At 71.6% G+C, this 12,515-nt stretch carries 7 protein-coding genes; 5 read left to right on the top strand and 2 right to left on the bottom strand.

Annotation, left to right across the window (positions count from 1 at the left end; translation table 11 throughout):
- Both ACFXPK_RS11115 and ACFXPK_RS11110 read right to left on the bottom strand, forming a co-directional pair.
- On the bottom strand, positions 1-620 hold a 620-nt coding region (locus ACFXPK_RS11115; RefSeq protein WP_385074023.1), incomplete at its 3' end, for a YdeI family protein.
- Between the two features lie 50 nt (positions 621-670).
- Positions 671-1,405 carry a 4'-phosphopantetheinyl transferase family protein gene (locus ACFXPK_RS11110; RefSeq protein WP_385074020.1) on the bottom strand — a complete coding sequence of 245 codons (735 nt, stop codon included), beginning with the start codon at positions 1,403-1,405 and terminating at the stop codon, positions 671-673.
- A 261-nt stretch (positions 1,406-1,666) separates the two neighbouring features.
- Between ACFXPK_RS11110 and ACFXPK_RS11105 the strand changes: the two genes are divergently transcribed.
- The 5 genes from ACFXPK_RS11105 to ACFXPK_RS11085 all read left to right on the top strand — a co-directional run bounded on the left by ACFXPK_RS11105 (position 1,667) and on the right by ACFXPK_RS11085 (position 12,436).
- Positions 1,667-2,896, top strand: coding sequence for a hydroxymethylglutaryl-CoA synthase family protein (locus ACFXPK_RS11105; RefSeq protein ID WP_042163761.1), 1,230 nt, complete (start codon positions 1,667-1,669; stop codon positions 2,894-2,896).
- Entirely contained in the window at positions 2,896-3,663 is a 768-nt protein-coding gene (locus ACFXPK_RS11100; protein WP_042163967.1) for an enoyl-CoA hydratase/isomerase family protein, read from the top strand. The genes ACFXPK_RS11105 and ACFXPK_RS11100 overlap by 1 nt, the downstream gene beginning before the upstream one ends.
- Before the next feature lie 3 nt (positions 3,664-3,666).
- A complete protein-coding gene (locus tag ACFXPK_RS11095) occupies positions 3,667-4,539 on the top strand; it encodes an ACP S-malonyltransferase (RefSeq protein WP_052479724.1) in 873 nt (290 codons plus the stop codon).
- A 69-nt stretch (positions 4,540-4,608) separates the two neighbouring features.
- Positions 4,609-10,578 (top strand): SDR family NAD(P)-dependent oxidoreductase, encoded by a 5,970-nt coding sequence (locus tag ACFXPK_RS11090; protein WP_385074015.1) that lies wholly within the window; start codon positions 4,609-4,611, stop codon positions 10,576-10,578.
- A 370-nt stretch (positions 10,579-10,948) separates the two neighbouring features.
- Positions 10,949-12,436 carry an MDR family MFS transporter gene (locus ACFXPK_RS11085; RefSeq protein ID WP_385074011.1) on the top strand — a complete coding sequence of 496 codons (1,488 nt, stop codon included), beginning with the start codon at positions 10,949-10,951 and terminating at the stop codon, positions 12,434-12,436.
- The last annotated feature ends 79 nt before the right edge of the window (positions 12,437-12,515 follow it).

Below are 12,515 nucleotides of genomic sequence, written 5' to 3'. Positions count from 1 at the left end.
GGGGGGGGTGGGGTGTGTCGCTCCCCCCCCACACCCCCCACCTGTCTTTGTAATGGGTAGATCTTCTCCTTGTTCGACATCATTGTGACGAATTTTTCAATTCGTTTGACGCGCGTTTCGGTCTTTTTGGCGCTTTGGATTCGGTACAGAATGGCGTAGCGGTTCTTGCTGTCCAGAGTCGCAAAGAACTCCGCCGCCGCGGGCTCCTCGCGGAGTGCCGCTTCGAAGTCGTCTGGCACGGTCATCTTGCTCTGGGAGGCGTACGCCGCCTCCCAGCGTCCGTCGGCCTTTGCGGCATCGATCTCCCGCTGACCCGCAGGCCGGATTGCGCCCGCGGCGGCCAGTCGCTCCACCCGCTCCCGGTTGGCCTGAGACCAGGGGCTCTTCTTGGTACGAGGAGTGAAGCGTTGCTGCCAGTACTGGTCGTCGACCTTGTCCCGCTGGCTGTCGATCCATCCGAAGCAGATGGCGCAGTCGAGCGCTTCTGCGTAGGTGACGCTCGGAATGCCGGTGGCATTCTTGGCGATCTTGACCCATACTCCGGACGCGCTTCCGTGGTGCTCCTCCAGCCACTGTTCCCACTGCGTCTGGTCCTCGAAAAAGATGATCGGTTCGCTCATCCCTCGATCCAATCACAAGTGCGTGAGGGGGGTATATGTCCGTCACGGATTTATGGCAGGTGCACGCGGACTGCGACGTCGTCCTCCCATGTGCGCCCGGGATCGCCCTGTACCGCGACAGCGAGGAGGCCACCGTGCTGAACCGGCCATTGCCGGAAGGTGTACCCGGAATGCTGGGGGCCGGCGGCGAGAGAGCGCAGGACCGGCCTGCCCATTCCGACATCGAACTCGCAGGCGGTCATCGGGAACCGTATCCCGGTCCCGATCGCCTTGAGATACGCCTCTTTCAGGGTCCAGTAGCGGAAGAACAGTTCCTGGCGCCGGCCCGGGGGAGCCAGGCCGAACTCGCGCTGCTCGCGTGCGGACAGCACCGAGCGGGTGAGCCGGTGCAGCGGCAGCACCCGGCCGGGGCGCTCCACATCCACACCGCAGCGTGCGTCGCGGGTCACCACGCACGCCACCATTCCCTCCGTATGGGACAGATTGAACCTCAAAGAGCGGGCGCGGGCCGGGTGGTGCACCTCGGGACGGCCGAGGCTCGAGCGCAGGAACCGCCACTCGTCCGGGCGCACCTGGGGCTCGGCCGCGCTGAGAGACTGTCGCACCAGGCCCCACGCGGCGGTGTACAGCGCACGGTCCTGGGCACGGCGCAAGGTGTCCCGACGGGCCAGTTCGCCGTCGCTCAGGGTCCACTCGACGTCAGTGGGGCGCACGCCGTCGCGGGCTGCCGCGTCGTCGGCCACCGGCCGGCACCACACGTGCGCCACCGTTTCCGTGTACCCCATCGCCCGCGCACCTCCTCACTACCTCGCGGCCATGCCGGAGCGTCTCGAACCCGTGGGTACTCGTCCTCGGCTCCGCCAGGAAGCCGCAGTACGTGCACGCAAGGGGATAAGAGCGATTTTTGCCCCCGTCCGTTCGCACAGTCTCAGCTCCCGGAGGTTCAGTCGACTGCGCAATAGTGCGCAGTCATCGCTCGGTCGGCGGGGGCATGATCGGCGCCGGTCAGACGGACGCCGGTGCGCTCCGGCAGACGGGAGAGCGGCATGGGCGTCGGAATCAAGGCCCTTCATCCGTACGTGGGGCGGAGCTGCGTCGACATCAGGACGCTGTATGAGTCGCGGGGCCACGACATGAGCCGCTTCGGCAACCTCATGATGAGCCGCAAGTCGGTCAACATGCCGTTCGAGGACGCGGTGACCAACGCGGTCAACGCGGCCCAGCCGCTGGTCCGGCGCCTCACCCCGGCGGAACGCGACCGGATCGAGGCAGTCGTGGTGGCCACCGAATCCGGCGTCGACCTGGGCAAGTCGATCAGCACCTATGTGCACCACTACCTCGGACTCGGCTCCCGCTGCCGCTCCTTCGAGGTCAAACAGGCCTGCTACGGCGGTACCGCGGCACTGCACACCGCCGTGGGCATGGTGCACGCCAGCCCGTTCGACGACGCGCTCGCCTTGGTCGTCGCCGCCGACTCCGCCGGGGTGCCCGCGCTCGGCGAACAGTGGGAGGGCGCCGAGGGCGCCGGCGCCGTCGCCATGCTGGTCGGGCGCGGGGCCACCGCGCTGGAGATCGACCTCGGCGCGAGCGGCTGCCACACCTTCGAAGTGATGGACACCTTCCGCCCCGGCCCCGGCATCGACGTGGTCAACCAGGACGTGTCCATGCTGGCCTACCTGGAATGCCTGCAGAAGGCGTTCGAGGCCTACCACGAGCGGGTCGACGGCGCCGACATCGTCGACAACTTCGCCTACCTGGCCTTCCACACTCCTTTCGTCGGCATGGTGCGCGGCGCCCACCGGCGGCTGCTGCGCCAGCAACGGCAGGCGGGCCAGCACGAGGTGGACGCCGACTACGAACAGCGGGTCCGCCCGTCCCAGCGGTACGGCGCCGAGGTCGGCAACATCTTCTCCGCCTCGCTCTATCTGGCCCTGTGCTCCCTGCTCCGGCACGGCAGCTTCCCGCAGCCCCGGCGCATCGGCCTGTTCTCCTACGGTTCCGGCTGCGCCTCGGAGTTCTTCAGCGGCGTCGTGCACCCCCGGGCCGTGGACGACCTCGCCGCCTTGGGAGTCGAAGAGGCCCTGGCCGACCGGCGGCCGCTCACCGTCGGCGAGTACGACAAGGTCGCCGCCGAGGGCGACCGCGCACAGTTCGGGGTCCGGGACGCCCACTTCGACCTCGACGCGTACGGGGAGCTCGGCGAGGACTTCGCAGGGCGCGGGCTGCTGGTGCTGGACCGGATCGAGGGCTACCACCGCAAGTACGGGTGGACCTGATGACCCTTCACCCCACCGGACCCGCCGTACTCGTCGACCGCGACGGACCGGTCACCCGCCTCGTCATCAACCGTCCGCACCGGCAGAACAGCCTCACCGCCGACGACGTCCGGCTGCTGCGTGACGCCTTGGAAACGGCCGCCGCAGACCCGCAGACCCGGGCCGTGGTCCTCTCGGGCAGCGGCGGCACACTGTGCACGGGCATGGACCTCGCATCGGTGTCCACCGAGGGGGACTCCCTGGGCGGCGGCGAGTTCTTCGACCTGCTGCACCGGCTCACCGACATCCCCGTGACCGTGATGGCGGCGATCGACGGCCAGGCCCTGGGTGGCGGCGTGGGCCTGGCCGCGGCCTGCGACCTGGTGGTCGCCACCGAGCGCAGCTCCTTCGCACTGCCTGAGGCACTCTGGGGGCTGCTGCCCTGCAACATCCTGCCGTTCCTGGTGCGCCGTACCGGTTTCCAGCGGGCCTACGCCATGACCCTGTCCACGGCGCCGGTCATGGCGGCCGACGCGCGGACCTTCGGACTTGTCGACGTGCTGGAGGGCGCGCACGGACAGCAACTGCGCAGGCTGCTCGGCCGGGTCGGCAAGCTGGACCGGGCGACCATCGGCGCGGCCAAGACGTACTGCGCGAGCCTGTCCCCGATCCCGGACACCGCGCGCGCCCACGCCGGAGAGGTGTTCGCCGGACTGCTGGGTTCGCCGGCGGTGCGCGCCAGGATCGACAACTACGTGCGCCACCAGCGGATGCCCTGGGAGGTGTGACCCGTGCCGACTGCGCTCGCCTTTCCCGGGCAAGGCGCGCTGCGCGGTCAGACCGGTGCCGATCTGCTCGATCGGTACCCCGACCTGGCGGCGCAGGCCGAACAGATCCTTGGCCACCCACTGCGCGCCGTGCTCACCGCCGAGCCCGACAGCCCCTGGCGGCACCTCACCTGCGTACAGCCGACGCTCTTCGTCCTCACCCGTCTCGCCGCGCTCGATCTGCCACGACCTGACTACCTGGTCGGGCACAGCATGGGCGAACTGACAGCACTCTGCCACGCCGGGTCGGTCGACTTCGCCACCGGACTGCGCCTCGTCCTGGCCCGGGCCCGGCTGATCTCGCAGTGCCCGGTGCCCGGCGGGATGCTGGCGGTCACCGGCATCGGCGTGGGCGAGCTGACGGGGGTGATGGCGGCCGAAGGCTTCGCGGATCTCGACATCGCCAATCTCAATGCCCCGGACCAGACCGTGTTGGCCGGTCCGACCGGTTCCCTGCGCGCGCTCGGCACGGTCCTGCGCAGTGGCGGCACGGCCAAGGCGACACTCATCGACGCACCCAACCCCGGTCACTCCCGCTACATGGCAGGCGCGGCTGCCGGGTTCGCCGAGATCCTCGCCGAGGTGACGTTCGCCGCCCCGCGCATCCCGGTGATCTCCAATGTGACGGCCCGTCCACACAGCCCTGCGCGGCTGGCCGAGCTGCTCGCTCAGCACCTGTACCGGCCCGTCCACTGGTCCGCCAGCATGACCTATCTCCACGCCGCCGGAGTCACGGAACTCCGCCAAGCCGGTGCCGGCGGACTGCTGCCCCGTCTGTGGACCGCCTGCACGGCGCCGGACGCCACACGTGTGGCTCCCCGGGACGCTCAGGAGTGAGCGTGGCGCGCGCCGGTGCGCTTATAGCGTGCGCCCCGGAACAGCTACCACCGGACGACAGGGGTGAGCGTGGCGCACAACGAGAAGGTACAGATGGTCCTCCTCTCGGCGGCCGACGAGGAGCGGCTGGTGCGCCTCGCCCGCCTCTACCGGGACTTCCTCGACGACGCGGCGGACGGCGAACAGGATCTTGATCCCGCCGACATCGCGTTCACCAGCCAGGTCGGGCGGGTGCCGCTCGGCCACCGTCTCGCCGTACTCTGCCGCACCGTCGCGCAGTTGCGGGCAGCACTGGACGACGTGGTGCACGCGCGGTCGTCGGCGGCGGTGCGGCGCTCCGTGGTGCACGTCGTCCCGCCGTACACCGCCCGGGCGACGGTGGTCGCCGACGAGCAGGAGGCGCTGGCGGCCTGGCTGGCCGGACAGGACGTCGACTGGCGCCGCCTGTGGACGGCGCCGGGCCGCCGGGTGGCGTTGCCGTCCTACCCGTTCGACGATTCCGGCAGTGCCACCGGCACGGGCGGCCAGGACAGTGCCGCTGCTCCCCCCGGGCCTCCGGCGCCTGCCGACGGAGGCTGGGCGAGCGCCTACCTCTGCCGGGTGTTCGCCGAGACCGCCGGACTGGCCGTCGAGGAAGTGCACCCCCACGCCGCGCTGGAGGAACTGGGTCTCAGCTCCTTCCTGATCACACGGCTCAACACCCGGCTGGAGAACGATCTGGGGGAACGGAGCCGGACACTGTTCTTCAAGTACGGGACCCTCGCCGACATCGCCGCCGTCCTGGCCACCCGGCACAGCGGCCCGCCCGGCACGACCGGCCCCTCTGCCTCTCTGGCTGACGAAGCCCGGCCCCCCGCCCACGCGGTCTCCGCAGCGGACCACACCCCCGCAGCCGATCGCGCCCCAACGCCCGCGTCCCCCGGCACGCATCGACGTGTCGGTGCGGAGCCGCTGGCCATCGTAGGAATGTCCGGGCGGTTCCCCGGCGCAGCGTCCCTGGCGGAGTTCTGGGAGCGGCTGCAGAGCGGGACCTGCACCGTCGGCCCGGTGCCTGCCGACCGGCTCCGGCCGGGCTGGCCCGCCTCCCTGATGCACGGCGGTTACCTCGCAGAAGTGGACCGGTTCGACCCGCTGCTGTTCGGCATCACCCCCCGCCACGCCGAGCTGATGGATCCCCAGGAGCGGCTCTGCCTGGAGGCCGTCTGGGAGGCCCTGGACGACGCCGGCTACCCGGCCGGGCGCCTGCGCACCGACCACGGCTCCCGGGTCGGGGTCTACGTCGGTTCCATGTACAACGAGTACCCGTACTTCGGAGTCGAGCAGAGCCTGCTCGGTGTGGCCGCGGACAGCGGCTCCACCGTGGCAGGCATCGCCAACCGGGTCTCGTATGCCTTTGACCTGCACGGACCGAGCATGACCGTGGACACCATGTGCTCGGCCTCCTTGGTGGCGCTGCATCTGGCCGCCCGCGCGATACGCGCCGGCGAGTGCGAGGCCGCCGTGGTCGCAGCGACGAACCTCTCGCTGCACCCCAACAAGTTCCGCCAGATCGACCGGTTGGGCGGTGCGTCCAGTGACCAGCTGTGCCGCAGCTTCGGCCGGGGCGGTGACGGCATGGTTCCCGCCGAGGCGGTCGGCGCCCTGCTGCTCAAGCCCCTGTCTGCCGCCGAGGCGGCCGGGGATCGGGTACACGCCGTGGTGGCGGGCACCGCCGTGGTCAACGCGGGGCGGACGAACGGCTGGATCGTGCCGAGTCCTGCCTCGCAGGCCGAGGTCGTACGGCAGGCCCTCGCCGATGCCGGGCTGGCCCCGCGTGACATCGGGTACCTGGAGGCGCACGGCGCGGGAACCGCGCTGGGCGACCCGATCGAGGCCGACGGACTGCACCGGGTCTTCACACGTGACGCACTCGGCCAAGGGGCTCTGCCGATCGGCTCGGTGAAGTCCAACATCGGACACGCCGAGGCGTCGGCCGGCCTGGCCGGCATCGCCAAGGTGGTGCTCCAGTTCACGCACCGCACCCTGGTGCCGTCCCTGCACGCCGACGAGCTCAACCCGGACATCGACTGGGCCGAATCCCCGTTGCGGGTCCAGCGGTCACTGGAGCCGTGGGCCACCCAGGACGGGACGCTACGCCGGGCCGGAGTCAGCTCGTTCGGCGCCGGCGGTACTCTCGCCCACGTCATCCTGGAAGAACCGCCCGCACACCTGGCCCCTGACGTCCCGTCTGCCCCCGCTCCGCCGGCGCCGACGGTGATCATGCTGTCCGCCTACGACGAGGACCGCCTCCGCGAGGTCATCTCGCGACTGCTGGCGCACCTGCGCGAGCAGCCGGACACCGACCTGGCCGACCTGGCCTACACCCTCGCCGAGGGGCGCCACCACCTGCGGGAGCGCGCGGCCGTGGTGGTCTCCGACACCGGCGAACTCGCCGACAGGCTGAGACGTCACCTGGACGGTGACGCCACCGCGCTGCTCCGTGGCCGGGTGCCGTCGGGCCGAGCGCCGGGCGAGCCGGTCCGCGGTGGAGCACCGGACGAACTCGCCCGTCGGTGGATCGCCGGACAGCCCGTCGTCCCGGAACGACCGACCGGACGTCGGCCCCGTGTCGTGACGCTGCCCGCGTACCCGTTCGCCCGTACCCGCTGCTGGCTGCCCGAGCCCGCCGCTGCGCCCGCACCGCCCGAGCCCGACCCCTCCGGAGAGTTGCCGCTGTACCGCAAGACCTGGCATCCGGCCGGTCCGGTGGGCGCACCCGGCGCCCTGCCGGGCAGCCTGCTGTGCGTGTACGGCAAGGGCAGCCGCGACCTGGCCGATGCCCTCGTGGCGCGGGTCGGCGCCGACCGGGTCCACCTGATAAGGGAGGACACCGGCGACGGTGAGGCGCACGGAACCCTCACCGGCTCCTCGGGCGCGGACCTAGCGGACCGGGCCCTCGCGGCGCATCCCGATCTGGCCGCCGTTGTCGACCTCGCCGACATCGGCCGTACCCCTGGCGGCGCCGGCCCATGGCAGGTGCGTCTGGCGCTGCTCCGGCGGCTGATCGCGGCCGGCGCCGGGCGCCGTGCGGCCGGGCGCACCACACCGACGCACGTAGTGCACGCAACCCGCGGGCGACGTGCGGTCGGCGGGGCACAGAGCGGGTGTGCCGGGGCCCGGATGGCCGGCGTCGTCCGCCTCCTCGGTGCCGAGACCGGCCACCTCACCGGCATCACCGTCGACCTCGACGACACCGACCGGGACCCAGGTGCCCAGGCCGCCGAACTGCTGTCGGCGCTCACCGGCAACGCGTACGGCGAAGTCGTCCACCGGCGCGGCGTGCGCCACCTGCCGACGCTGACCCCGCTGACCGGCCCCCGCCTCCCGGCGCCCCGGTTGGACCACTACGGGACCTATCTGCTCACGGGTGCCACCCGCGGCATAGGCGCCCGCGTCGCCCGGCACCTGGTCGCACGCGGCGTCCGCCATCTCGCCCTGCTCGGCGCCCGGTCGCTGCCCCCGGCGGTCCGCTGGGACGACCCGGAGCTGAGCGCCAGGGCGCGCGCCGCCGTGGAGACCGTGCGCGCGCTGGAAACCGCCGGAGCACGAGTGCACGTACACCGCGGATCCCTGCTGGACCGCCCAGGGCTGGAGGACTTCCTCGACCGGGTACGGGAGGACAGCGGACCGGTGCGCGGAGCGGTGCACTGCGCCGCCGTGACTCCCGCCGTGGGCCCCTTCGCCGGGCGCACACCGAGCGACATCCAGCGGGTGTTCGAGCCCAAGGCCGACGGGCTGGAGATCCTTTACCAGCTGTGCCTGCCCGACCGGCCCGACTTCCTGGTGGCCTTCTCCTCACTGGCCGCGGTGGTGCCGCCGGTGGCCGCCGGGGTACTGGAGTACGCGGCGGCCAACAGCTTCGTGGACGACTTCGCGGAGCGCCTGGCGGCGGACACCCCCTGGGTGCACTCGGTGGCCTGGCCGATGTGGCGCGACAGCGGGGCCCGGCCGGGCGCCGACAACCCCGGCGAACGGTTCGGCCTGGACGCGGCCGGGGACGACGAGGCGCTGCACGTCCTCGACCGGATCATCACGTCCGGCACCGGCGGACCCGTGGTCGCCCTGCGCGCGCTGCGCGGTGCGGACCCCGCCGACCTGATCAGGCTGCCCTCCACCGAGCCCGCCGCGCCGCCGCCCGCCGCGTCACCCGAACCGTTGCCTCCGTCCGCCCCGGCAGCGTGGCCGGACGACCGTCGTCCCGTACCCGCCTGGCTGTGCGACATCTTCGCGCGCGTGGTCGGCATCCCGGCCGACGACTTCGACCCGACCGTGGAGTTCGCCGAACTGGGAGTGGAGTCGGTGATGCTCGGCGAACTCCTCGATGCGATCGAACAGCACGTGGGCCGGCCGCTGGACCCGGCACTCCTGCTGGAGTACAGCACGCTGCGGACCCTGGCGGACCGGTTGGACGCCCTGGTGCCGTCGCAGCCGGTAGGCGCGCGCGAACAGGCTCCGACCGACGAGCCGTTGCAGGAGCAGGACCCGCACCCGGAGCCGCGTGTGGATGATGCCGTACGGCAGTCGCCGCACCCCATCGCAGTGCCGAGGGCCCGGGACACCGAACCGGAGCCAGTCCGGCGTACACCGCGGGACCGGGACGCCGTCGCCGTGATCGGCATGGCTTGCCGACTGCCCGGCGCACCGGACGTCGCGACCTTCTGGCGCAACCTGAGAGCCGGACACCTGGCCGTCGCCGAGGCGCCGCCAGAGCGCTGGGACGTGTCCAGGTTCCACCGGCCCACCGCGCGGACCGGTCACACCGTCGGCAAGTGGGGCGGTTTCGTCGAGGGCATCGAGGAGTTCGACCCGGGCCACTTCGGCCTGACCGACGTCCAGGCCCAGTACCTCGACCCGGTCATCCGGCTGTTCCTGGAGAGCACCGCCGACTGCCTGCGCGACGCCGGTCTGGAGGGGCCCGAACTCGCGGGCCATGACGTCGGCGTGTTCGCCGGCGCACGCGGCTCCGGGTACGCCGCGCGCGGGGAGATCCGCGCCGAGGTGCCCGAGTCCGACCCCAACTTCGTCGCCTCCCACGTCGGCCAGCACTTCGACCTGCGCGGCCCCCACCTGGTGGTGGACAGCGCCTGTTCGTCGTCCCTGGTGGCGATCCACCTGGCCTGCCAGAGTCTGCGCAGCGGGGAGACCGAGATGGCCCTCGCGGGCGGTAGCAGCGTGCTGCTCGACGAGGAGCCGTTCCTGGAGTTCTCCGCGGCGGGCGCGCTGTCGCCGACCGGCCGGTGCGCCGCGTTCGACCGGCGTGCCGACGGGTTCGTGCCCGGTGAGGGCAGTGTGGTGCTGCTGCTCAAGCCGCTGCACGCCGCCCTGCGCGACGGAGATCCGGTGCGCGGCGTCATCGAGGGCTCGGCGGTCACCAACGACGGCCGGACCATGGGGCTGACCACGCCGAACCCGGCCGCGCAGGCAGCCGCCGTGCGCCGGGCGCTGCGCGGCGCCGGGCGCTCGCCCGGAGAGGTCGGCATGATCGAGGCGCACGGCACCGGCACGGCGATCGGCGACCCGCTGGAGTTCCGGTCCCTGCGCACGGTCTTCGACGAGGACACGTCGCCGCGCCCCGGGCCGTGCCTCCTCGGTTCGGTCAAGACCAACGTGGGCCACCTGCTGCACGCGGCCGGTGCGGTAGGGCTGCTCAAGGCACTCCTCGCGGTCGAGCACGGTGTCGTACCGCCGACGCTTCACTGCGAAAGCCCCAACCCCCGCCTGTCGCTGGCCGGATCACCGTTCGTCCTGGCCCACACGGCGCAGGACTGGCCGCTGCCCGGCCGCCCCCGGGTGGCCGGGGTCAGCTCTTTCGGCTTCGGTGGGACCAACGCCCACGTCGTGGTGGCGCAGACGCCGCCGGAAGCGCTCGCGGCGGCCGGCCCGCGCCGCCGGAGCAGGCCGCCAATCGCGTTCGAGCGGCGGCGGCTGTGGCTGGAGCGGGTGGACGGGGCGCTCTCGGTGCCGGCGGAGAAGCCCGCCCTGCGCCTGGCGTTTCGGTGAGCGCCCCCATGGATGGCCCAGGGGTGAACGTATTGAGACATTCCTCCGCGGACAGGGCCGGATTGCCCATGTAGCCCTGACAAGCCGTCTGCGGGAACGGTAATGTCCCGCGCCGGTGCGGAGATCCTCAAGCCGCTTGCGGTGGAAGGCCTTTGGGGCTTCCATCCGTGACAGAGAGACAATGTCAAAGATCGTCGGTAAGCCGTTTGCGGAATACCCGCACGCGCGGAACGGAAAGGGGGACGGGGTCCAGGACCCTTGGGGACCAAGCCCCTGACTGCCCATGACAACATCAGAATCACAGGCCCCACAGGATTCGGCCGGGCCCCAGCTGAGCCAACGGCAGATCAACCGGGCCCTCCTCGGTGTGATGACCGGTCTGCTGCTCTCCGCGCTGGATCAGACGGTGGTCAGCACCGCGTTACCCAGCATCGTCAGTGACGTGGGCGGGCTGGAGAACCTCGCCTGGGTCATCACCGCCTACCTGCTGACGTCGATGGCGAGCACCCCGGTCTGGGGCAAGGTGTCCGACCAGTTCGGCCGCCGCATCGTGTTCATCGTGGCGACCAGTGTCTTCATCGTGGGATCCGCGCTGTGCGGTATCGCCCAGGAGATCACCCAACTGATCGCCGCCCGCGCGGTGCAGGGCCTCGGGGCCGGCGCGCTCTACGCCCTCGCGCTGTCCGTGATCGCCGATGTCGTGCCGAGCCGCGACCGGGGCCGCTACCAGGGCATGGTGGCCGGGGTCTTCGGCATCGCCACCCTGGCCGGCCCGCTCGTCGGCGGCGGTCTGGTGGACGCGATCGGCTGGCGGTGGATCTTCCTGATCAACGTGCCGCTGGGACTGCTCTCGCTGTTCGTCACGGCCTCGGCCCTGCGCATCCCCATGGAACGGCGCAGCCACACGGTGGACTACCTCGGTGCCACCCTCGTCATCGCCGCCACCACCCCGCTGCTCCTGTACCTGAGCTGGGCCGGCGGCGAGCGAGGCTGGGCCGACCCGCTGTCGCTGGGACTGGTGGCCGCCTCCGTTGTGCTGACCCTCGCCCTGGTCCTCGTGGAGCGGCGCGCCGCCGAACCCGTGGTGCCGATGGTGCTGTTCCGCCTCCGGCTGTTCTCCCTCGGCTCGGCGTACAGCCTCATCGCCGGTCTGGCACTGTTCACCGGCGTCGTCTTCCTGCCCGTGTACTTCCAGGCGGTGAAGGGTCTGTCTCCCTTCGTCGCCGGGCTGGCCGTCGTGCCGACCATGATCGGCGTCGGCTTCGGGTCGATCTACGCTGGCAACCGGATGAGCGCCACCGGCCGCTTCCGGATCTTCCCCGTGCTCGGTGCCGCCCTCCTGGTGGTCACGCTGCTCCCCCTCGGCTTCATCGACGCGGACACACCGAGCTGGCTGATCATCCTGCTCGGCCTGGTCTTCGGCGTCGGCGCGGGCTTCGCGCTCCAGCCGATCATCACCGCCGTCCAGGGTGTCGTGGACCCCGCGGACATCGGTACGGCCACCGCCGCAATCAGCTTCTTCCAGCGGCTCGGGTCGGCGGTCGGCGTGGCGCTGTTGGGGGCCGTCCTCAACAGCCGGTTCGTCGCGCTGCTGAGCGACGCGAGCGGCTCCACCGGCGGCGCCCCGGATGAGGAGTCCCTGGGCAGCGTCGAGAGCATCCGAAACCTCGCCCAGCCGCAACGGGACCTCGTCGTCGGCGCGTACGGCGAGGCGCTCGCCACCGTGTTCCTCACCGTGGTTCCGTTCGCCGTCCTCGCGCTCGTACTGGGTCTCCTCATGCCCGAGACACCCCCGGCCGAGGCGACGGAGGAGGACGCCACGGCCGAGCAGCCGGTGGCCGGGAAAGAGCAGCGCTGATCCGGAACGAGTCGGCCTGCCCCGTGGGGGGGGGGGGGGGGGAGCGATCTGGTGCCTGTGTGGCGGGGCGCGCGACAGG

Origin of the sequence: Streptomyces sp. NPDC059142 (genome assembly GCF_042755665.1) — a bacterium.
In the GTDB taxonomy this organism is placed as follows: domain Bacteria; phylum Actinomycetota; class Actinomycetes; order Streptomycetales; family Streptomycetaceae; genus Streptomyces.
This window is presented reverse-complemented; position numbering and strand designations above follow the sequence as displayed.